At 68.8% G+C, this 21,428-nt stretch carries 19 protein-coding genes, 1 rRNA gene and 1 pseudogene; 14 read left to right on the forward strand and 7 right to left on the reverse strand.

Annotation, left to right across the window (positions count from 1 at the left end; translation table 11 throughout):
- Positions 1-166: 166 nt before the first annotated feature.
- The 3 genes from AB0J16_RS58685 to AB0J16_RS58695 all read left to right on the forward strand — a co-directional run bounded on the left by AB0J16_RS58685 (position 167) and on the right by AB0J16_RS58695 (position 2,361).
- The gene (locus AB0J16_RS58685) at positions 167-1,099 is read left to right on the forward strand and encodes an ABC transporter permease (RefSeq protein WP_358557845.1); all 933 of its coding nucleotides are present in this window, start codon (positions 167-169) and stop codon (positions 1,097-1,099) included.
- A complete protein-coding gene (locus AB0J16_RS58690; RefSeq protein WP_358557848.1) occupies positions 1,092-1,988 on the forward strand; it encodes an ABC transporter ATP-binding protein in 897 nt (298 codons plus the stop codon). Before AB0J16_RS58685 ends, AB0J16_RS58690 begins: the two co-directional genes overlap by 8 nt.
- 217 nt (positions 1,989-2,205) lie before the next feature.
- Positions 2,206-2,361: a hypothetical protein gene (locus tag AB0J16_RS58695; protein ID WP_225302514.1), complete on the forward strand. Its 156-nt coding sequence runs from the start codon at positions 2,206-2,208 to the stop codon at positions 2,359-2,361.
- Positions 2,362-2,960: 599 nt separating this feature from the next.
- Here the strand turns inward: AB0J16_RS58695 and AB0J16_RS58700 are convergent.
- Both AB0J16_RS58700 and AB0J16_RS58705 read right to left on the reverse strand, forming a co-directional pair.
- On the reverse strand, positions 2,961-4,127 hold the full coding sequence (locus AB0J16_RS58700) for a hypothetical protein (RefSeq protein ID WP_358557851.1): 1,167 nt from the start codon (positions 4,125-4,127) through the stop codon (positions 2,961-2,963).
- Between the two features lie 391 nt (positions 4,128-4,518).
- Positions 4,519-5,841, reverse strand: a complete 1,323-nt coding sequence (locus tag AB0J16_RS58705) for a lysine 2,3-aminomutase (protein ID WP_358557853.1) — start codon at positions 5,839-5,841, stop codon at positions 4,519-4,521.
- A gap of 193 nt (positions 5,842-6,034) precedes the next feature.
- Between AB0J16_RS58705 and AB0J16_RS58710 the strand changes: the two genes are divergently transcribed.
- The 5 genes from AB0J16_RS58710 to AB0J16_RS58730 all read left to right on the forward strand — a co-directional run bounded on the left by AB0J16_RS58710 (position 6,035) and on the right by AB0J16_RS58730 (position 13,269).
- Positions 6,035-6,586 carry a DUF1707 domain-containing protein gene (locus AB0J16_RS58710; protein ID WP_358557856.1) on the forward strand — a complete coding sequence of 184 codons (552 nt, stop codon included), beginning with the start codon at positions 6,035-6,037 and terminating at the stop codon, positions 6,584-6,586.
- 135 nt (positions 6,587-6,721) lie between these two features.
- Positions 6,722-7,747, forward strand: a complete 1,026-nt coding sequence (plsX, locus tag AB0J16_RS58715; RefSeq protein WP_358557859.1) for a phosphate acyltransferase PlsX — start codon at positions 6,722-6,724, stop codon at positions 7,745-7,747.
- Between the two features lie 31 nt (positions 7,748-7,778).
- On the forward strand, positions 7,779-10,109 hold the full coding sequence (locus tag AB0J16_RS58720) for an HAD-IC family P-type ATPase (protein WP_358557861.1): 2,331 nt from the start codon (positions 7,779-7,781) through the stop codon (positions 10,107-10,109).
- On the forward strand, positions 10,106-11,833 hold the full coding sequence (argS, locus tag AB0J16_RS58725) for an arginine--tRNA ligase (RefSeq protein ID WP_358557863.1): 1,728 nt from the start codon (positions 10,106-10,108) through the stop codon (positions 11,831-11,833). The genes AB0J16_RS58720 and argS overlap by 4 nt, the downstream gene beginning before the upstream one ends.
- Positions 11,834-11,925: 92 nt before the next feature.
- Positions 11,926-13,269, forward strand: coding sequence for a hypothetical protein (locus AB0J16_RS58730; RefSeq protein WP_358557865.1), 1,344 nt, complete (start codon positions 11,926-11,928; stop codon positions 13,267-13,269).
- On the opposite strand, the gene AB0J16_RS58735 is transcribed toward AB0J16_RS58730, so the two are convergent.
- Positions 13,266-13,646: a cell division protein SepF gene (locus tag AB0J16_RS58735; protein ID WP_225302506.1), complete on the reverse strand. Its 381-nt coding sequence runs from the start codon at positions 13,644-13,646 to the stop codon at positions 13,266-13,268. The genes AB0J16_RS58730 and AB0J16_RS58735 overlap by 4 nt on opposite strands.
- A 164-nt stretch (positions 13,647-13,810) precedes the next feature.
- Between AB0J16_RS58735 and AB0J16_RS58740 the strand changes: the two genes are divergently transcribed.
- Positions 13,811-14,575, forward strand: coding sequence for a PhzF family phenazine biosynthesis protein (locus AB0J16_RS58740; RefSeq protein WP_358557867.1), 765 nt, complete (start codon positions 13,811-13,813; stop codon positions 14,573-14,575).
- A 151-nt stretch (positions 14,576-14,726) separates the two neighbouring features.
- Here AB0J16_RS58740 and AB0J16_RS58745 read toward each other — a convergent pair whose 3' ends face one another.
- Positions 14,727-15,557 (reverse strand): helix-turn-helix transcriptional regulator, encoded by an 831-nt coding sequence (locus AB0J16_RS58745; protein WP_358557869.1) that lies wholly within the window; start codon positions 15,555-15,557, stop codon positions 14,727-14,729.
- A gap of 133 nt (positions 15,558-15,690) precedes the next feature.
- On the opposite strand from AB0J16_RS58745, the gene AB0J16_RS58750 reads away from it, so the two are divergent.
- Both AB0J16_RS58750 and AB0J16_RS58755 read left to right on the forward strand, forming a co-directional pair.
- Entirely contained in the window at positions 15,691-16,434 is a 744-nt protein-coding gene (locus tag AB0J16_RS58750) for a dienelactone hydrolase family protein (protein WP_358557872.1), read from the forward strand.
- Positions 16,431-16,580, forward strand: a complete 150-nt coding sequence (locus AB0J16_RS58755) for a hypothetical protein (protein WP_358557874.1) — start codon at positions 16,431-16,433, stop codon at positions 16,578-16,580. Before AB0J16_RS58750 ends, AB0J16_RS58755 begins: the two co-directional genes overlap by 4 nt.
- Before the next feature lie 120 nt (positions 16,581-16,700).
- Here AB0J16_RS58755 and AB0J16_RS58760 read toward each other — a convergent pair.
- Positions 16,701-17,184, reverse strand: a pseudogene (locus tag AB0J16_RS58760) (nucleoside deaminase).
- 661 nt (positions 17,185-17,845) lie between these two features.
- Here AB0J16_RS58760 and AB0J16_RS58765 point away from each other — a divergent pair.
- Positions 17,846-18,361 carry a DUF3592 domain-containing protein gene (locus AB0J16_RS58765; RefSeq protein ID WP_358557876.1) on the forward strand — a complete coding sequence of 172 codons (516 nt, stop codon included), beginning with the start codon at positions 17,846-17,848 and terminating at the stop codon, positions 18,359-18,361.
- 316 nt (positions 18,362-18,677) lie between these two features.
- Entirely contained in the window at positions 18,678-18,872 is a 195-nt protein-coding gene (locus AB0J16_RS58770) for a hypothetical protein (protein ID WP_358557878.1), read from the forward strand.
- Between the two features lie 381 nt (positions 18,873-19,253).
- Here the strand turns inward: AB0J16_RS58770 and AB0J16_RS58775 are convergent, their stop codons facing one another.
- Complete coding sequence (locus tag AB0J16_RS58775; protein WP_358557880.1) at positions 19,254-19,820, reverse strand: TetR/AcrR family transcriptional regulator; 567 nt, start codon at positions 19,818-19,820, stop codon at positions 19,254-19,256.
- 95 nt (positions 19,821-19,915) lie between these two features.
- On the opposite strand from AB0J16_RS58775, the gene AB0J16_RS58780 reads away from it, so the two are divergent.
- Positions 19,916-20,839, forward strand: a complete 924-nt coding sequence (locus tag AB0J16_RS58780) for an NmrA family NAD(P)-binding protein (RefSeq protein ID WP_358557882.1) — start codon at positions 19,916-19,918, stop codon at positions 20,837-20,839.
- Positions 20,840-21,336: 497 nt separating this feature from the next.
- Here AB0J16_RS58780 and rrf read toward each other — a convergent pair.
- Positions 21,337-21,428: ribosomal RNA gene (gene rrf / locus AB0J16_RS58785) — 5S ribosomal RNA — on the reverse strand; the annotation flags it as partial.

Genomic DNA, 21,428 nt, shown 5'->3' on the forward strand with positions numbered 1-21,428 from the left:
TCGCGCCCTAGCCGCCATCCCGCGTGTCGCTGAGCTACGGTTGAGCGAGTCTTGGCATGCCCTGGTACCAGCCTTGGAACCGGTCAACGCGGGACACCGTCCAACAGTCTGTCGCGAACCGTCGCGGCAGACACCTCAACGAGCCGGATCCAATAGAGTCCTTGCCATGAGCCAGCCGGAATCCGCTGTAGCGGACGCCCAGGCGGGCGGCCGAAGCGGGGAGCCGCTGGCCAAGCTCGCCCAGAGATATGGGCTTCGCCGTGCCATCGCGCGGCCGAGGTTCCCTGTCTACGTGCGCCAGCTGTGGGAGCGCCGACACTTCATCCTGACGTACGCGACCTCGCGCAACGTCTCGAAGTACTCCAGCTCGGCTCTGGGCCAGCTATGGCAGGTCCTGACCCCGCTGCTGAACGCCGCCATCTACTTCCTGATGTTCGGCCTGATCCTCGGCGGCAGCAAGAACATCGACAACTACCCGGCCTTCCTGCTGACCGGGATGTTCGTCTTCACCTACACGCAGCGCACGGTGACCGCCGGGGCCAAGTCGATCTCGGGCAACCTCTCGCTGATCCGGGCGCTCCACTTCCCCAGGGCCTCTCTGCCGCTCGCCTACACGATCCAAGAGCTCCAGCAACTCGCCATCTCCATGGGCGTGCTCCTGGTGCTCGTGGTGGTCACCGGCGAATGGCCCACGTGGTTCTGGTTGATGATCCCGGTCGTGCTGCTGCTGCAGACGCTGTTCAACATCGGCGCCGGCCTGGTGATCGCCCGGCTCGGCTCCTCCATGCGCGACCTCAACCAGCTGCTGCCGTTCATCACCCGCACCTGGCTCTACGCCTCGGGCGTCTTCTTCTCGATCCAGGACAAGGTCGTCCACGCCGCGGAGCTGCCCCAATGGGTGGCCAACGTGATGTATCTCAATCCCGCGGCCTCCTACATCGAGTGGATGCGCGACATCCTCATCAAGACCTACCATCCGGAGAATGGGCACAACCCCCCGATGATGGTGGTGCTGTCTTGCGTATTCTGGGCAGTGTTCGCACTCGGCTTCGGCTTTTGGTACTTCTGGCGAGCTGAGGAGAGGTACGGGCGTGGCTGAACTGACCAAGGAGCTGTCACAGGTGAAGGGCCAGGAGCCCGCCGTCCCCGGCGAGGTCGTCCCCAAGGCGGACGCCCCCAACAAGGACGTCAGGGTGCACCCCAACCCGGCCCCCGCCGGCAAGCGGCCTCTGGACGTCCCCACGGGCACGCCCACGGTCATCGTCGACGATCTCCACATCGTCTACCGGGTCTACGGCGCGGCCAGCGACAACGAGAAGGGCAACGCGGTCAACGCCCTCACGCGGCTGGTCAAGCGCCAGGGCCGGCCGCAGATGAAGGAGGTGCACGCCGTCAAGGGCGTGTCCTTCGTCTCCTACCACGGTGACGCGATCGGCGTCGTCGGCCGCAACGGCTCGGGCAAGTCCACGCTGCTGCGCGCCATCGCCGGCCTCCTGCCGCCGCACTCGGGCGCCGTCTACACCGACGGCCAGCCGTCGCTGCTCGGCGTCAACGCGGCGCTCATGCGCGAGCTCACGGGCGAGCGCAACATCGTGCTCGGCTGCTACGCCATGGGCATGACGCCGAGCGAGGTCCGGGAGAAATACCAGGAGATCGTCGACTTCTCCGGCATCGATGAGTTCGTCCAGCTGCCGATGTCCACCTACTCCTCCGGCATGGGCGCCCGGCTGCGCTTCGCCATCTCCTCGGCCAAGACCCACGACGTGCTGCTGATCGACGAGGCCCTGGCCACCGGCGACCGTGAGTTCCGCAAGAAGAGCGAGGAACGCATCAAGCAGATCCGCGAGTCTGCGGGCACGGTCTTCCTCGTGGCCCACGACCTCAGGGTCATCGAGGAGACCTGCAACCGGGTCATCTGGCTGCACAAGGGCAAGATCAAGATGGACGGCGACCCCAAGGAAGTCCTCGCCGCCTACAACAAGGGCTGATCCCTTAGGGCCGATCCCCTTGGGCCGATCCTCGCCCCTCAACCAGGGCTGACCCCCGCCGCTCCCGCGGACGCCTCCGTCAGGCGTCCGCGGTTCTGTCATGCCCGCCGTCATGCCCGCGCGACTCGCGGGGCAAATAACTGACACCGTGGCCGGTGTTCCGATATCATTCGAACGTTGTTTCGATACGAGGACGCCGATGGAGTGGGAGCGCGCGATGGGAGAGCTAGCGGCCGCGATCGACCATCTGGCCGTCGAGGACGTGGCAGACGTTCCCCGGGCCCAACTGACCGAGCAACTCATCGACCTCCACTGGCAGATGGCCAGGCTGCAGGCCCAGATAGCCCGCCGCACCGGCGTCCGCCTGCTGTAGAAATGACGATGCCGCCGGCCCCGGGGATCCGGGACCGGCGGCGGGCCGCGACTCACGCGGCGCCACAGCCCTGCAGTGTGGCGGTGCGCGGGCGCGGCCCATGCCCGGGCGCGTCCGCCCGGGCCGGCCAGAAGACCACCCGCTCTCGCGGGCGGCTCGTGACGTATGCGCGACGGTCGTGTCGAACACCCCGGCACCGTTGGGGCTCGCCGACCGGCCACGCCGGTTCTGTGGCGGTGCGTCCCACGTTTCAGGGGACGCACCGACCCTCGATCATGTTTCCCGCCGGACGCGCCGTCTCGTGGCCGTCACGGCCCGTTCCCGAGCGCACGCACCTATGACACTCGCGAACCGCCACTACGGCTCGAACGGCCGACATCCGGAAGGCGCCTCGGCCAGATCGCCATCAGACCACGATCAGCCTCGGCCAGATCGCGATCGGCCTGGGTGAGATCGCGATCACGCCGCGATCGGCCTGGGCGAGATCGCGATCACGCCGCGATCAGGCTGGGTGAGCTCGCGATCAGCACCTCTGCCAGGTCGCCATCACACCGTGACCAGGCTGGGTCAGATCGCCACCACACCGCGACCACCCTGGGTCAGATCGCCATCACGCCGCGATCGGCCGTGCGGGAGAAGCCCGAGACAGCGTCCGCCGTCGCCTCAGTGGTGCCCGCGAGCGGGGCCACCGAGCCGCTGAGGCTCCCGGCGGCCTTCTTCCCGTAGGTCGAGACCGCGTGGGACGCGTCCTCGACGAGCGGGGCGATCTCGTCGACGGACGCGACCGGCTCCGCCAGGCGCGCGGCACCGGGCACCTCGCCCACGCCCGCCTGCTCGCCCGTACGCCGATCCGCGCGCGGGTCCCTGCGCGGGTCCGTGCGCGGGTCCTCAAACTGGTTCTCGAGCTGGTGCTTCAGCCGGTCCTCAAACCGGTTCTCGAGCCGGTCCCTGCGCCTACCCGCACGTGCGTCCGCACGTCCGTCCGGGTGGTCGCCCGCCTGGGCTTCCGCGTGAGCGCCTGTATGGGTGCTCGCATGCGCATGCGCCTCCGAGCCCCAGCCTCTACGCCCATGCGCACGCGGGTCCGCGCCCCAGCCCCAACGCCCGTCCCTTCGCCCGTCCGCGCGCCCATCCATGGGTTCGTCCGCGCGCCCGTCCATGCGCCCGCCCCTGGGCCCATCTACGCGCCCATCCATGGGTCCGCTTTTAGGGCCGTTCATAGGTCCGCTCTTGGGGCCGTTCATGGGCCCGTTCATCGGGCCGCCCTTGGGGCCGTTCATAGGCCCGCCCTTGGGCCCGTTCATGGGCCCGTTCATGGGTCCACCCCTGGGGCCGTCCAGGGGGCCGTTCATGCGCCCATCCATAGGCCCGCCCCTGGGCCCGTCCATGCGGCCGCCCCTGGGCGCATCCGCGTGCCGCCCCGTGCGCTTGCTCGGCGGCGGACTCATCAGGCGGCCGCCGAAGTACGGCGAGACCTCCTCGGTGGCGGCGCTCCGCTGGGGAACGGCCCGAAGAGCGACCCCCTCAGTCCGCTCGGAGGCGGCTCGCGGGCCGGACACCTCAGTGTCGAGAACCCCACCGACCTTGGCCCCGGCGGACAAGCCGTTCAGGCCGTTCACACCGCCCAGAGGCTGGATCGGGTCACCGCCCCCCGGCAGGCTCCCGACCGCGGAGTATCGGGCCTCAGCTTGGGCGGCCGACGCGAACGACGCCGCGGCCAGCGCCAATCCCGCGACGGCGACCGCCGTCTTGATAATACGTTTCATGATTTGCCTTCCCGGCTCGTGATCGAGCGCTCTCGAATAAAGCTGAGATGCGTCTCGATAACCCCCGAATGCCGTGGCGTACACGCTATGGGCACCACACGAAGCGCGCCGTCCCGGCTGAGCTACTGACGCAGTTGTATCACCGCGGCCGACCGAACGCAGGCCACGGAAACTCCACGTCACACGGGCTTCAGCGACCCGGGGACGATCATGGGAGGGGTGTCGAGTCGGGAGACAAATCGGGAAATAGCCGGGGTGTATGTCCGATATTCCGTTGACGTCACCCGCGTTCAGAAGAGGCGCCCCGACGGCCCGTCGACAACGGTCGGGAAAACAATTGCCACGGGCCGGGGGCTCAATCTTTCCGCTTGCGGGGCACGCGCTTGACCGCTCAGGCCGGCACGAGCATGTCTTCCACGGAGACCTCGAACGGGAAGCGATCGGCGAAGGCCGGACGCAGGTCCGTCAGCCACACCGCTGTCGGGTCGTACTCGGCGAAGAACGGCCGGCCGACCAGAGAGGGGTCGCGGGCCTGGATCAAGTGGAGCACGAACACCCGCCGACCGGCGATCTCGGTCACACCGTCGACGCACACCTTTCCGGGGGTGGCCGACATGGAAGGCCCCCGGACGGTCCGGCAGAGCCCTGAGACCTTGGAGTAGGCCTCCCTGAAGACCTCGTACGCGCGGGCGAGCGGAACCGCGAAGTAGTCCTGCGGGCCGGTGTCGCGCTCAACGAACATGTAGTACGGGATCATCCCCATGCTGTGCTGCCGCCGCCACATGCCCGACCAGATGGCGGGATCGTCGTTGATCGACCGGATCAGCGGCGCCTGGGTCCTGATCGTCGCCCCGCTGCCGAGGATCCGCTTGACCGCGGACTCGACCAGCGGCGACTCCAGCTCGCGCGGGTGCGTGAAGTGGGCCATGAACGCCAGGTTCTTGCCCCCGGCCACGACCTGCTCGAACAGTTCGAGCGTGGCGTCGGCGTCGGGGTCGGACACGAACCGCTGCGGCCAGTAGGCCAGCGCCTTGGTGCCGATCCGGATCGACTCCAGCTGCTCCAGGCCGATCAGCGGCTCGATGTATCGCCTGATCACCGGCTCACCCATGATCATGGCGTCGCCGCCGGTGATCAGCACGCTGGTGACCTGGGGGTTGTGGCGGATGTAGGAGACCATCTGGTCGATGTCGTCGGAGGCGAACTTCAGGTCCGCGTCGCCGACGAACTGCGCCCATCGGAAGCAGTAGGTGCAGTAGGCATGACAGGTCTGCCCCTGCTTGGGGAAGATGAGCACGGTCTCGGGGTACTTGTGCTGCAGCCCCGGCACCGGCTCCGCGCCGATCCGGGGGACGTTGAGCTCTTTCTGCCCGGCGGGGTGCGGGTTGAGCTGCGCGCGCACCCGGTTGGCCTCGGCTTGGATCTCGACGTTGGGCGCCTCGGCCTTGAGCAGGTCGGCCAGCCTCGCGACGTCCGCGGCCGGAAGCATGTCCTCCTGGGGAAAGACGAGACGGTATATGGGATCGTCGGGCGCTGCCGACCAATCGATGAGCTCGTCCACAACGTAGGCGTTCGTCCGGAAGGGCAGCACGGTGGCGACGGCGCGTACCTTCAGCCGCTGCTCATCGTCGAGCCCCGCACGTCGCAGGAGCTCGTCGAGGTGCTTGGACGTGTACGCCCTGAAGCGGCGCGTGCCCGCCTGGTTCAAGATCACTAAGCCTTTCCCATCTTTTTTGTTCGATCCGCTGTAAACCTCTGGCGCCTGTCATGCGTCTACGGTTCTTATACCCGGACGCTATGCACGGCGTCCCCGGTTCCATTGGTCTCCAAGTTTTCGCTGAGGTTTGACCACTCGCGACATATCGCGATAGGGAATAGACTGGCAAATTGTGACCTCTGATCCCGTTATGCGCGCCTCCGACGCCGATCGCGACCGCGTGGCCGCTGTGCTCGGTGAGGCCCTCGCCACCGGAAGGCTCACCAGCCTCGAACACGCGGACCGCCTCGACGCTGCCTACACGGCCAAGACCGTCGGAGAGTTGGTCCCCATCACCTCTGACCTGCCCGATGTGTCGGCGCCAAACATGGTGGCCCTCGGTATTGAGCAGCAGACGATCGACTCGACGTTCAGCAAGGTGATCAGGAAGGGCCGCTGGGTCGCCTCCCGCCACACCAAGTTGTCGGCGACGTTCGGCGCGCTGATCATCGACCTGACGGACGCCGTGCTGCCCGGCCGGGAGATCACCATCGAGGCCGACGCCCGCTTCAGCAAGCTGATCGTGCTCGTGCCCGACAACGCCCAGGTGGTCGACGAGGGCGGCTCCATGTTCGGCAAGCGCCACGTGAGCGGCGGCACGCGCGAGGACGGCCCGCTCATCCGGGTCACGGGCCGGTCGATGTTCTCCAAGGTCATCGTCTCGCGCGAGGTCTCCGACTGGAACCTGAACAGCGTCGGCTGACCCGGCCACCCGCCGATCGGCCCGGCGGACACCCTGCCTACGATGCGGACGGGGGCGAAACGGGGGGCCGACCGCGGCGCGACCGCGTTCCGGCCGCACCACAGGAACGCTCCGCGAGCCGTACGAGGTGACCTTTTGTCCGACACCAGGCCGATCGCGCTCGACGCCATGGGCGGCGACCACGCGCCGCACGAGATCGTGGCGGGGGCCGTGCACGCCGTGCGCGAGCGCGGGCTGGCGGTGGTGCTCGTCGGCTCGCCCAAGGTGCTCTACGAGGCGCTCGCCGACCACGACGCGACCAAGGAGATCCCCATCGTGCGGGCCGAGGAGGCCCTGGCGATGGACGAGGGCGCGCTGGCCAGCCTGCGCCGCCCCCGCTCCAGCATCGCGATCGCCTGCCATCTCGTACGGCGGGGCGACGCGTCGGCGGTGGTGTCCGCGGGCTCGACCGCCGGGATCGTGACCACGGGCCGGCTCAGGCTCAAGGCCCAGCAGGGGGTGCTCCGGCCGGCCATCGCCGTCGCGCTGCCCACGCTGCCGAAACCCACGCTGCTCCTCGACGCGGGCGCGAACGCCGAGGTCAAGCCGGAGATGCTTGTGCAGTTCGGGCATCTGGGGTCCGTCTACGCCGAGCTGGCGTACGAGATCTCCATGCCCAAGGTCGGCCTGCTCACGATCGGCAGTGAGGCCGAGAAGGGCAACAAGATCGTCAAGCGGGCCCACGAGCTGCTGCAAGGCTCCCCCGGCCTCAACTTCATCGGCAACATCGAGGGCCACGACCTGCTGACCGGCATCGCCGACGTGATCACCACCGACGGCTTCACCGGCAACGTCGCGCTGAAGACCATGGAAGGCGCGGTCCGCTACGCGTTCGGCGAGCTCCGGCGGACCATCGACGACAGCAGGGCGGCCAGGCTGGGGGCGTTCCTGCAGCGGTCACGCCTGCGCGAGCTGCGCAGCCGCCTGGACGCCGAGGCCCATGGTGGTGCCGTACTCCTCGGGCTGAACGGGACCGTGGTGATCGCGCACGGCTCGTCCAGAGCGGCCGGCATCAGCGCCGCCTGCCGGCTCGCCGCCGACCTGTCGGCGCAGGGCGTCGTGGCGCGCATCGGCGACAGAATCGCGGCCGCACACCGCCCGCATCGCCTGAGAACCCCATAGTCTGTGGCGGATCCACAAATCTGGGGGTTGTGTGGACGGCTTAACTTCAGCACAGGTCTCGGGGGCGAAGACCAACCATGTGCCGCGCCGGTCGAGCAGGTCGCTCGGCGCGATCATCAGGGCGAATGTCTTCACCCTGTTCAACCTGGTCATCGGCGTGCTCTGGGCGCTGGTACTGATCTTCGGCGCGTGGCAGGACGGACTGTTCGGGCTGGTCATCGTGGCCAACGCGCTGATCGGCATCGTGCAGGAGTTCCGGGCCAAGCGCACGCTCGACAAGCTCGCGGTGATCAACGAGGCGCCGGTCACGGTCCGCAGGGACGGCCGCGACCAGGAGATCCCGCCTCACCAGGTGGTGCTCGGCGACCTGATCCTGCTCGGGCCCGGCGATCGTCTGCTGGTGGACGGCGAGGTCGTCGAGTCCGACGGACTGGAGATCGACGAATCGCTCCTGACCGGCGAGGCCGATCCGGTGCACAAGCTGCCGGGCGACGAGGTGCAGTCGGGCAGCTTCGCCGTCGCGGGCTCGGGCGCGTTCGTCGCGACCAAGGTCGGCACCGACGCCTACGCCGTACGGCTGGCCGAGGAGGCGAGCCGGTTTCACCTCGCGCGCTCGGAGCTGCGTGACGGCGTCACGAACTTCATCAAGTACATCACCTGGCTCGTCATCCCGATCGGCACGCTGCTGATCTACAGCCAGCTGCGCAACTCGGCCGACTTCGGCACCGCCATCACCGGCGCGGTCGCCGGCATCGTCACCATGATCCCCGAGGGTCTGGTGCTGATGACCTCGATCGCCTTCGCGGTCGGCGTCGTACGGCTCGGCCGCCGCAGCTGCCTGGTCCAGGAGCTGCCCGCGATCGAGGGCCTGGCCCGGGTCGACGTGCTCTGCCTCGACAAGACCGGCACGCTCACCGCGGGCGGCATGGACCTCGGCGAGGTACTCCCCCTGAGCGACGGGCCGATCCACGACGCGCTCGCCGCCCTGGCCAACGTGGACCACCGGCCCAATGCCACGGCCAAGGCCATCCAGTCCCGCTACCCCGCGGCGGCCGACGGGTGGACGGCCGTCGATGTCGTGCCGTTCTCCTCGGCGCGCAAGTGGAGCGGCGCCGACTTCGGCCCCCACGGGGTGTGGCTGCTCGGCGCCCCCGACGTCCTGCTCGACGCCACCGCCGACGGCTACGAGCGGGCCGCCGAGCTGGCCTCGACCGGCGCCCGCGTGCTGGCGCTGTGCCGTACGGACAGCTTGGACAGCTTGGCGTCCGCAAGCGTGGCGTCGGCCGCCGGGACCGAGAAGGCCGCCGCCGGAACGGCGGAGGCCGTCGCGCTCGTCACGCTCAAGCAGCGCATCAGGCCCGACGCGCACGAGACCCTGCAGTACTTCGCCAAGCAGGGCGTCACGGTCAAGGTAATCTCCGGCGACAATCCTGACGCCGTCGCCGCGATCGCCACCGGCCTGGAGATTCCGGACGGCCATCGCGCGATCGACGCGCGTACCCTGCCGGCGGACGACCCGGCCAAGCTGGCCGAACTGCTGGACACCCACACCGTGTTCGGCCGCGTCACCCCGCAGCAGAAGCGCGCCTTCGTCGGCGCGCTCCAGTCGCGCGGCCACACCGTGGCGATGACCGGCGACGGCGTCAACGACGTGCTCGCGCTGAAGGACGCCGACCTGGGCATCGCGATGGGCGCGGGCAGTCCGGCCACCAAGGCCGTCGCCCAGGTGGTGCTGCTGGACGACAAGTTCTCCTCACTGCCGCACGTGGTGGGCGAGGGCCGCCGCGTGCTGGCCAACATCGAGCGGGTCTCGAACCTGTTCCTCACCAAGACGTTCTACGCGATCGCCCTGTCGCTGCTCACGGGGGTGCTCGGGCTGATGTTCCCGTTCGCGCCGCGCCATTCCACGCTGGTGAACGCGCTGACCATCGGCATCCCGGCGTTCGTCCTGGCGCTCGCGCCGACACTCGAACGCGCCAAGGCCGGGTTCGTGCCCCGGGTGCTGCGCTTCGCCATACCCGCCGGGCTGCTCTGCGCGGGCGCGGTGTTCCTGGCGTTCTGGGCCGCGCACAGCGGCACCTCCACCCTGATCGACGATCGTACGTCGGCGACGATCGCGCTCTTCCTCACCACCTGGTGGGTGCTCATCCTGATCACCAAGCCGCTCACCCTGGGGCGGATCGCCATGATCGGCGCCATGGCCGGGCTGTTCGCGTTGGCCCTCGCGATCCCCTTCATCCGCCATTTCTTCGCCCTCGAACCCGGCGATCTGAGCAACGATCTGACCGCCGTCGGCATCTCCGTGGTGGCTGCCGCGGGCATCAGCGTGGCGGTCAAGGTCGCCGGTACCCTTAGACCATGACCGACCCGCAGACAGTGCTCACCGAGCGCGTCCAGCAGGCGCTGGCGCACGCGTTCGGCTCCGAGTACGCCGACGCAGATCCGCTGATCCGGCCCTCCCAGTTCGCCGACTTCCAGGCGAACGTCGCGATGAGCCTGGCCAAGCGACTGCGACGCGCGCCGCGGGAGGTCGCCGAGGCCATCGCCGCGGAGCTGTCCGACTTCCCCGGCACGGTCGAGGTCAGCGGTCCCGGCTTTCTCAACATCGCGCTCGACGACTCGTGGATCGAGTCCGAGGCCACCACGATGCTCGACGACCCGCGCGCGGGCGTCGGCTTCGCCACGCCGCCGCAGACGGTGGTGGTCGACTACTCCGCGCCCAACGCGGCCAAGGAGATGCACGTCGGCCACCTGCGCACCACGATCGTGGGCGACTCGCTGGCCCGCATGCACGAGCACCTCGGCAACACCGTCATCAGACAGAACCACCTCGGCGACTGGGGCACGCCCTTCGGCATGCTCATCGAGCATCTGCTCGACATCGGCGAGGAGGCCGCCGTCGCGCAGCTCGAAGCCGGCATGGGCACCGAGTATTACCAGGCGGCCAGGAGCCAGTTCGACGGCGGCGAGGAGTTCAAGGTCCGCTCGCGCAAGCGGGTGACCATGCTCCAGTCGGGCGACCCGGAGACCCTGCGGCTCTGGCACGTCTTCATGGACGCCACGATCCGCTACTTCAACAAGGTCTACGGCATGCTCGGCGTCACACTCACCGACGCCGACATCGCCGGCGAGAGCATGTACAACCCGATGCTCGAGAAGACCTGCGACGACCTGGAGGCCGCCGGGGTCGCCGTGCTGAGCGAGGGCGCGCTCTGCGTCTTCCCGCCCGGCTTCACCGGCTCCGACGACAAGCCGCTGCCCCTGATCGTCAGGAAGAGCGACGGCGGCTACGGCTACGCCTCCACCGACATGGCGGCGATCCGCTACCGGGTCGACGACCTCAAGTCCGACCGCATGCTCTACGTGGTGGGCGCCGACCAGGCGCTGCACTTCCGCATGGTGTTCGCGGCGGCCAAGCTGGCCGGCTGGCTGCCCGAGACGGTCTCGGCCGAGCACGTCCAGATCGGCATGATGCTGGGCAAGGACGGGCGCCGGTTCAAGACCCGGTCCGGCGAGTCGATCAAGCTGATGGACCTGCTGCAGGAGGCGGTCGACCGGGCCGCGGCGGCCATCGCCGACCGCGGCTACGACGAGACCGCGCGGGCCGAGATCGCGCACGCCGTGGGCATGGGCGCCGTGAAGTACGCCGACCTGTCGGTCAGTCACGACAGCGAATACGTCTTCGACTACGACCGCATGCTCGGCTTCAACGGCAACACCGGCCCCTACATGCAGTACGCGACGGCTCGGATCCGCTCCATCTTCCGCAGAGCGGGCGTGGCACCGGCCGACGCGACCGGCGACATCGTGCTCGGCGAGCCCGCCGAGCGTGCCCTGGCCCTCCGCCTGCTGGGCTTCGGCGCACTGGTGGAGCAGGTCGCGGGCCTGTCGGAGCCGCACCGGCTCTGCGCCTTCCTGTTCGAGACCGCCAGCCTCTTCAGCACCTTCTACGAGGAGTGCCCGGTGGCCAAGGACGGGGTCGACGCCGAGACGAAGGCGCACCGGCTCGCTCTCTGCGCGCTGACCCTGCGGGTCCTGGAGACGGGGCTCGATCTGCTCGGCGTCCCGGTGCCCGAGCGCATGTAGCACGTGCGGGCGCGCCTCCACCTGGACGGCGCGCCCCCCGGCTAGGCTTTACGCGGTCATGAACTGAGGCCACTATGGGGGAGTTCTCTGCCTTGAGCACGGACCTGACTGCCGACCCCCAAGCAGCAACCGAGCTGCACCGATATGCCGAGGCGCTGCTGTCTCACCTGGCCGCCAACGGCGCCGCGCCCCCGGCCCCGCCCGACTTTCCCGACAAACCTGGCTACTGGCTGCCACCCGCCGTCGAAGCGCTGGTGGCGATCCTCGCCGGTGACGACCCGCTGGCACCGCTGAGCAAGGCGGCCGGGCGCGACCAGCAGCAGACCGCGCTCTTCCTGGCGCTCGCCCTGGCCGTCGCTGGTCACGGCAGCCGCATCCACGCCTCCTGGCTCGGCACCGCATTCGGCGACCTGTCGCTCGACCAGCCGGTCACCCACGGTCAGCGGGCGCTCTGGCTGGCCGCGGCCAGGGGCGCGTACGGCCCCGCCGGGAAGATCTTCGTGCTCCGCAAGCTCGACGCGGTGGCCGTACCCGAGCACGCGGACGCGGCGCAGTGGACCCAGGCGCTCCTCCCCGGCGAGCCGTCGGTGGTCGTGCCCCCTTCGCTGCTCGACTTCCCGGAGATGGCAGAGATCCCCGAACTCGCCACGCCCGTCCAGGCCGCCGCGCGGCTCGCCCGGCTGCGTGCCCGATGCGCGGAGATCACCTCGGCGAAGCAGGCCGAGCACGACTCCTCCACCCCGCTCACCAACAGCTCCGGCAGCCCCGCCGCCGCGTGGGAGGAGGACGAGCCGCTGGCCGTACTCCGCTCGCTCATCGGACTCGGCGGCCCCGCGGGACCGATGGCCGCGTTGAGCTCGCACCTCCTCGACGACCTGCGCCCCGGCGCCGATCCGCATCTGGCGGCGCTCGCCCTGCACGTGGCGGGCCCGATCCTGCGCGGCGTCGCGGAGGAGCTCGAATCCGACAGCCGGCTCGCGCCGCCCGACACGGTGACCGTGTCACTGCTCGGCCATGACATCGAGCTGCACCCCGAGGGGCCAGACGATGCCTCGCTCGCGGCGGCCGAACGCGAGATCGTGGACCAGGGCACGATGCGGCGACGGCCGCCATGGGCGGCCGTCGCGCTGATCGTGGCGGGGGTCGGTCTGCTCCTCGGAGCGCTGCTGGCAGACGGGCTGGGGGTGCCCGTACTCGCCGCACCGGGGGTGGCACTGCTTGGCCTGGCGGGCTGGCAACTCTGGCGGCGCCGCAAGGCCGTTGAATCGGACGCCCGCTACGTGGCCGCGCAGATCGCCGAGCTCAAGGAGCTGGCCGACGGCGCGGTGTGGGCGCTGCACGGATACGCGCGTGAGGCGGTCACGCGAGCGGAACAGGCCGCGGACGACTCGGCCGAGCTCACCCGGCTGATCCGTCGCGGCCCGCGCGCGGCCTAGGAGCTCTCGATCTCCACGTGGGCCGGCGCGAGCAGGAACACGCGGTCGGCGATGCGCTCGATCCGACCCTCACAGCCATAGGCGAGGCCGGCCGCGAAGTCGACCATCCTGGTCGCCTCCGGCATCGGCATGCCCGTCACGTCCATGATCACCGTCTGGCCATCACGGAAGTGCTGCCCGATCATCGGCGCGTCGTTGTACTTGAGCGGCTGAACCATCACGATTCGTGACGAGTCGGCGGTCGAACGCCAGCGCCTCGCCGCCCGCTCCGTCGCCGGCATGTACTCCTCTTCGTACTGCTCGTCGTCGTAGCCGTCGTCGTAGTGGTCGATCCCGCCCAGGCCAAGGTAGCTCACCACCTTGCGCACTGCCCCCATCGGCTTGTCCTTTCCTCAGGAACTCACCTCAATCGGCACGTCCCACCATTGGACGTTAACCGACGACGAGAAGTTCGCCGTGCGACACGCCCACAACTAATTCCATTTTGTACGGCTAGCGGCCAGGTATCACCTGGATATCTCTCCCCCGATAGCCTCGATACATGCGCGTGTTCACTGTAGATGCCTTCACCGACACTTCTTTCCGGGGCAATCCGGCCGCGGTGTGCCTGCTGGACTCGCCCTCTCCCGAGTCATGGATGCAGGCAGTCGCCACGGAGATGAACCTGTCGGAGACCGCCTTCCTGCTCGGCGATTCGCTACGCTGGTTCACCCCCGCGGTCGAGGTCTCCCTCTGCGGCCACGCCACGCTGGCCACCGCACATGTGCTCTATTCCACAGGTGCGGCCGGCGGTCAGCTCGAATTCAGTACGGCGAGCGGAACTCTCACCGTGAATCGCATGGCCAACGGCATGATCACGATGGATTTCCCGGCGAAGGAAGTGTCACCGGCGGCCGTTCCCGACGGGTTGGAAAATGTACTCGGAGCTGCACCGGTGCAGGTCGGGAGGAGCAATCTCGACCTGGTGGTGGAGCTGGAATCGGAGGCGGCGATACGTTCACTCGCACCCGACATCGCGGCACTGGCCACCATCGAGGCCCGTGGCGTGATCGTCACGGCGCGGGGCTCATCGACCGACTTCGTCTCCCGCTTCTTCGCCCCGAACGTGGGGGTGCCGGAGGACCCGGTGACGGGCTCGGCACACTGCGCGCTGGCCCCTTATTGGGGGCAGCGGCTGGGACGGGACACCATGGTGGGCGCGCAACTGTCGGCCAGGGGCGGGCTGGTGCACGTGCGGTTGGACGGGGACCGCGTACACCTGGCCGGGCGAGCGGTCACGGTGCTGTCTGGGGAACTGCACGTCTGACGGGATGAGCGGACCCTGGATGTTGGACGGGGGAACTGTACTTTGACCGGACCGCACGTGCGGTGCGATGGGACGACCGTCGTCCAGGGCTGGCGGAGGAACGGGTCTGAGGCCGCCGCCTACGTCCGGAAGCGCCAATTAGTCGTACGCCTTAGTCGTACGTCGGCGAGAGCGCCCAGCTCGCGAGCAGTTGCACCGCCGCCTCGGTGGCGCTGCCCGCGACCGGCACGAGCACGATCAGCCGCTGCCGGGAGTCCCCGGCAGGGACGAAGTGCTCATAGGTGAAGCTCACGGTGCCCAGGGCGGGGTGCCGGAAGCTTTTCACCCCATGTGTGCGCATGCTGACGTCACCGCCACCCCATAGCGCGCGAAACGTCGCACTCTTCTCACGCAGCTCGCGGATCAGCCCGGCCAGCTCGGTGTCCTCCCGATACCTCCCGAACGTGACCCGCAACTGCCCGGCGGTCTCGGCGGCGACCTGGTCCCAGTCCACGTACAGGTTCTTGCCGTCTGGGGTCAGGAAAAGCCTCCGGGCCAGGTTGGGACGGCCCTCGTCGAACCTGAACAGGCGCGCGGCCACGGCGTTGGCCACCAGGACGTCGAACCGGTCGTTGATCACCATGGCGGGCGTGCGGATCAGATCCAGCATGCCGACCAGTTCCGGCCGGGCGACGTCGGCGGCGGGCGCCGCGCGCCGCCGCTCCCGTACGGGACCGGCCAGGGTACGCAGGTGCGCGCGCTCCACGTCGTCGAGGCGCAGGGCGGCGCCGATGGCGTCGAGAACCTCGGGTGACGGATGCGCGGCTCGCCCCTGCTCCAGCCGCTGGTAGTACTCGGCGCTGATCCCGGCGAGCTGCGCGACCTCCTCGCGGCGCAGCCCCGCCACCCGGCGCCGCCCCAGCCCCCTGATCCCGACGCTCTCCGGCGTGACCCGCTCCCTACGTGATCGCAGGAAACCCGCCAGCTCCTGTCGTTCTCCCACGAAACCCAGTATGTCGGCTTCCTCCACCGCGAAGGGTGGCCCTGCCAGTACCCGGATCCACGGGGCCTGGGACACCCGCCGAAGCCCCTGGCAGGCTTCCACCCCATCAGACCGGGAGAAGGAGAACCCCACGATGTGCCACGACCTCGACAGTAAGCCCCCGGCCGCTCCCGCCGTCACCGGAGGGGTGGCCGAGCACGGGCCGCTGGAACTCGCCGTCGCCGACGGCAACCGCTTCCTGGTCTACCGGGCGGCCGCGGAAGTCCCCAACGGCAACAACGTGCTGCTGATGCCCGATGTGCGGGGTTTCCACCCGTTCTACGCGCGCCTGGCCCAGCGGTTCGCCGAGGCCGGCTTCCACACCCTGGTGATGGACTACTACGGCCGCAGCGCCGGCATCGCTCCCCGGGACGAAGCGTTCGACGGGTACGCCCACATGGCCCTGCTCGAACCGCAACACGTCGAACTCGACGCCTCCACCGCCGCGGAGACGATCCGCGGCTGGCACCCCGGCCCGTTGTTCAGTGTCGGTTTCTGCCTCGGCGGCGGCTACTCCTGGCGGCTGGCCTCGGCCGGGCTCGGCCTGGCCGGAGCCGTCGGCTTCTACGGGCCGCCACGTTTCGTCGGCGACCGCGCGGGCCAGCCGTCCGCACCCCTGCTCATGCTGCTCGCGGGAGACGACGTGGCCACTAGTCCGGAGGAGTACGCGACGCTGACCGGCGAGTTCGACCGGGCTGGCAAGCCGTACGAGAAGCACGTGTACGACGGCGCCCCGCACTCGTTCTTCGACGACTCCTACGAGCAGTGGCAGGACGCCTGCACCGACGCCTGGCACCGCATCCTCGCCTTCACCTCCTACCACGGCGTCGCGCTGTGAACGAGCGCTACGAACGCGGCCTCGCGCGGCAGGCAGAGCTCGGCCCCGGCGCAATCCGTACGCGGGCGTACGACGCGCTCGCGGACACCTGGCCGGGCGAGCGGTCACGGGTGCTGACGGGGGGAGCTGCACGTCTGACGGGATGAGTGGGCTGTTGGCAGGGACCCGCACGCTTGACGGGACCTGCAATTTGACGGGACCGACTTGCCGAGCCCGTATCGCGGGTATCCGGGGACCGCTGTGACGACGTCCGTACCGGGCGGACCTCAGCCAGAGGCACTGTGACGACGTCGGTGCAGCTCCCGCACCTGGGCCGCAAGCTCCGACACCGGCCCCTCCACCACAGCACCCGGAACGACCTGCTGGATCGGCAGTGTCCGCACCGGCGGCGCGGGAACGCCCAACTCGGCGAGCCACCCGGCAAGCTGCTCCGACGAACTCGCGTACACGATGCGCCCCAACCCGACCCACCCGTGCGCGGCCGCACACATCGGGCAGTGCTCTCCAGAGGTGTAAACGGTCGCGGCCGCCCTTTCCTCAACCGTCATATGCGCTGCGGCCCACCGAGCCAGCTCGAACTCCGGATGCCGGGTATTGTCGCCTGCGGCCACCAAGGCTGCGATCCTCAGCGAGCACGATCCCATCAGCGGACACGAGCACGGACCCGAACGGCTCATCTCCCACCTCCAGTGCCTCGGTCGCCAACTCCACACATCGCCGCAGGTGCCGCAGATCGTTTTCGGTCGTCACAGCGCCTCTCCCGGAATTCTGATCTTCAAGTTCCATGCTAGGGCTTCGGGATGTGACCCCTCTCAGCGCATCAGTGTCAGCTCACGAGGCCAGGGCGGCGGCCGCCTACCTGGCGGGGCTGCGCACGTCGTCGCGGGCGTTCAACACCGAGAAGACCTGCGCCCGCCTTGTACTTGTCGCACTGCCTGGGTCACGGCGCGGCTATCACCACAACCGCTGCCCGAGGCCGGCGGAGAAAACGAGCTTGAGGCCCGCCTACGTCCGGAAGCGCCCCTAAGTCGTATGCCGGCGAGAGCGCCCGGCTCGCCAGCAGCCGCACCCTCCCGCCTCAGTGGCGCGACCTCCTCGCGGCGCAGTCCCGCCACTCGGCGCCGCCCCAGCTCCTTGATCCCGACGCTCTTCGGCTGGCGTGACCCGCTCCCTACGGGACCGCAGGAAGCCCGCAAGCTCGTGTCGTTTCCCACAACCTAGTGGCGCAGCAGATCGGGTTTGCCCTGTTCGCGCGCTACGCCGACGGGATCTCGTCTCGGTCGGCATGATCACTTGACGCTCCTCAGGTGGCTGAGCGGGTTCGCGTACGGAGTCCACCACTCCACCGACGACGGGAACCCATGGTCCGCCGAAACGTTCTAACGTGCAGACCGACCCGAGGAGATCTGCGTTGAACGACCTGTTCCAGTACCTCCCATTGCTGTTCGTGGCATTTGGATTGGTGCTCATTCTGGTTTCGATCAGAGGGATCATCAACGGCAGGCGATTCGTACAGCAGGCGCAGCGAGTGCAAGGCGTGGTCAGCGACGTCCGGACCAGGTTCACGGGACGAGGCGAGCACTTGCGAGCAAACCAGTGGCCGGTCCTGACCTTCACGACCCTGGAGGGACGAGAGATCACCACCGAGGCGGCGACCACCTCCAACCTCGGCACCGGCGACGAGACCGAGGTGCTCTACGACCCGCAGGACCCGACCACGGCCATGCCCGCGGAGAACACCGGCGGCAGCTACGGCGGCATAGTCGCCGGGCTCATCGCGATCGTGATCGGTGTGGTCTTCTTCTTCGGCGTCTGGGACGGCTTCGGCTTCTGGGGCGGCGGTAGTACGAGTGGGTGCGAGCTCCAGCGCCCCGATGGCTCCGTCGAGAGCGTCGCCTGCCCGCCCGGCCTTGGGATCGGCGGATGACCGGCCTCCAGGCGGTGGGCGGCTAGTGCCGTGCCAGGCCACGTTTGTCCTCTTGATGATCCTGCGTAGGCGCTCGTTTTGGGTGCGGCGGTTGCGCCAGGCGATGTAACGGCGGAGCATGCTGCCCTGCTCACGGTGGGAAGCGTGGTCGGTGCCGTTGAGAGTGAACTCGTGCAGCGCGGTGAACTGGGCTTCAATCCGGTTCAGCTCCCCGGGCGGCCGCGCGGGCAGGCGTCGGACTTCTTGGTGCCCGGTTGAAGGAGCCTGAGCGACGGCTGCCAACGTGGGACCTGCTTCCGCCCATTGCCAGGCCAGCGTGTCGGTCGTCGATGGGATATTGAGCATCTCCGTCGTCGACGACGGGCCGGGGCAGCGACGCCTGCCGGGTGAGGTGGGCCGACACGGACTCGCGGGTATGCGTGAACGGGCCACGCTGTACGGCGGCACCTTCGAGGCCGGACCTCTGCCGGGGAACGGGTTCGGCGTGTACGCATCATGGGAGATCGCTTGACTGCCCCAGCTCACGCCGGCCATCAGAGATCCCGACGCACAGCTCCACTGACCGTCCCGGTTATCTAGGGCGCCGAGAAGGCGTCAGGCATGTGAGGCAAGTGGGCTCCCGAGGAACATGCCGGACAGGTTATCTGGGGTTGTCAGGCATGTTGGTCACCTGTGGAACCCCTTCTCTTGACAACGATCTCCCTCAGTGCCCGGTCGTACGCGTCGTACGTCAGCGTCGCCGCAGTCACGTTGGCCTCTGGCAGCCATCGGGTACCATGCCGTGGGCCAGCGTGGGAGGCCATCGGCCACTCGAGTTCGCCCGCCGCCGCTTCGCCGCCTGACGGCTCGTATCAAGCAGGCAGGACGAGGGACGGTCTTTCGAGCAGGCTTCTCAGCCCTGCGGGCTCAGGCCCGCCACGGCCAGCCGGAACAGCCGGTCCGCACGGGCCGCCGGGTCAGGGTGGTGCTCCGTCGCGAGGACGACGCCCACGATCAGCGCGATCAGGTCGGCGACGGTGACGCCCTCCGCCACCGCCCCGTCCTGCACGGCGCGCTGCAGCAGAGGGTTCCCCGCCTCTGTCATCATCGCCGAGCAGGTGTTCTCGTGTACGGGGTCGGGCTCGGCCCCGTCGTAGGCCAGCGCCGCCGCCAGCCCTCGGGCCGCGACGCAGTAGGCGACGACGTCACTGAGCCATTCCAGGAGCGCGTCACGGCTGTCACCCTTGCCTGTTAGCTCGCGGGCGCGGGTGGCCAGGGCCTCGATGCGCTGATGGGAGACCGCCTCCAGCAGCGCCCGGCGGGTCGGGAAGTGGCGGCGTACGGTGGCCGAGCCGACCCCCGCGATGCGCGCGATCTGTTCCAGGGAGGCGCCGGCCCCGTACGCGGCGACCTCCTCCTCGGCCACGGCGAGGATGCGCGCGTAGTTGCGCCGGGCGTCCGCGCGCTGGCGGTCGGGCATGGGCGTCATCTCCAGGGTTGCTAAATGGCGGGACCCGCCATATCGTATCGCACAGAAAACGGCGGCCCCCGCCGTTTATAGCGTTGAGGAGCACCATGTCTGCAGATTCCGCACCCGTCCTGGTCACCGGCGCCACCGGCAGGCAGGGCGGCGCCACCGCCCGAGCCCTGCTCGCTGCAGGCGTTCCCGTACGCGCCCTGGTGCGTTACCCCGACACCGAGCGAGCCAAGGCCGTCGAGGCACTAGGCGCCGATCTGGTCACCGGTGATCTCCACGATCGCGATTCGGTGGTGCGGGCCGCCAAGGGTGTCCGCGCCGTCTTCTCTGTTCAGATGCCCGCCCTGGCCGCCAAAGGTTTCGATTTCGACGGAGAGGTGGCCCAGGCCGTCAACCTCATCGAAGGCGCGCAGGCTGCGGGAGTGCCGCAGTTCGTACACACGTCCACCAGTGGCGCCGGTCAGCACACCGAGGCTCCTGGCTGGATCGCAGGCCGCTGGGGCTCCTTGGACGCCAGCCTGGGAGCCAAGAGCACGATCCAGGACCGGGTTCGCGCGGCTGGCTTCTCCCGCTGGACGATCCTCAAGCCGGGCTTCTTCATGGAGAACTTCCTGCCGTCCATGGCTTTCCTGTTCCCGCGGGGCGTTGAAGGCGGTCTGGTGAGCGTCGTGAAGCCGGACACACGGCTCTCCCTCGCCGCGGTGGACGACATCGGCAGGGCAGCCGCCGCAGCCATCGCCGAGCCGGAGCGGTTCCACGGGGTCGAGCTGGAGCTGGCAAGTGACTACCTGTCGATGACGGAGATCGCCGAGGTCCTCTCCCGCGCGCTGGGCACGCACCTGTCCGCGCCGGACATGACCGAGGAGCAGGCACTCGCCGCCGGAATGCCGGCGATGGGCGCCTCACACGAGTGGATGAACATAGCCGGCCAGCCGGCCCGCCCGCAGTACGCCAGGGAGCTCGGCCTTTCGCTCACCAGCTTCGAGGAATGGGCTCAGCAGCACCTGCGGGCCGCGGCTTGATACAGAGGGGGCGGCCGGCTGCGATGGTCATCCCAGACCTGGTCCTCATCTCTGCCCGGGCCATCGTCTTGCTGATCTCAGCCCCCTCTCTCTGTCAAGATGGCCCGCTACGCCTGGCTGCTGCGCACCTACCAGCCTTACGTACCTGACACGCCTTTAAGCAGCTGACCAGCTATTTCGCTTGGCAACCCAAGATAAACCGAGCTCACACCGATGACCAGAAATCCCAGCGCACAGCTCCACTGCCGCCCTGGCGGCTCGGTGGTATCCCATCCAGTGGTGGACAACAATCGGTGTGTGTTTCCTACGGGGGCGCACAGGGCTTAGCGGATGGGAAACTACACCGCTCCGCGGGACGTCATTCTGCCCTTCCGCACGCCCGAACCCCCGAAACGACCCGGAACGCAAAAGAAGGGCCCACGCGCCACGCGCAGGGCCCCGAAACGCGAAAAGGGCCCCACGCGTCATGCGTGGAGCCCTTTCTGCAACCAAAAATTGTCCGGCGGTGACCTACTCTCCCACACCCTCCCGAGTGCAGTACCATCGGCGCTGGGAAGCTTAACTTCCGGGTTCGGAATGTAACCGGGTG

The organism is Nonomuraea sp. NPDC049750, from assembly GCF_040659625.1.
Lineage (GTDB): Bacteria > Actinomycetota > Actinomycetes > Streptosporangiales > Streptosporangiaceae > Nonomuraea.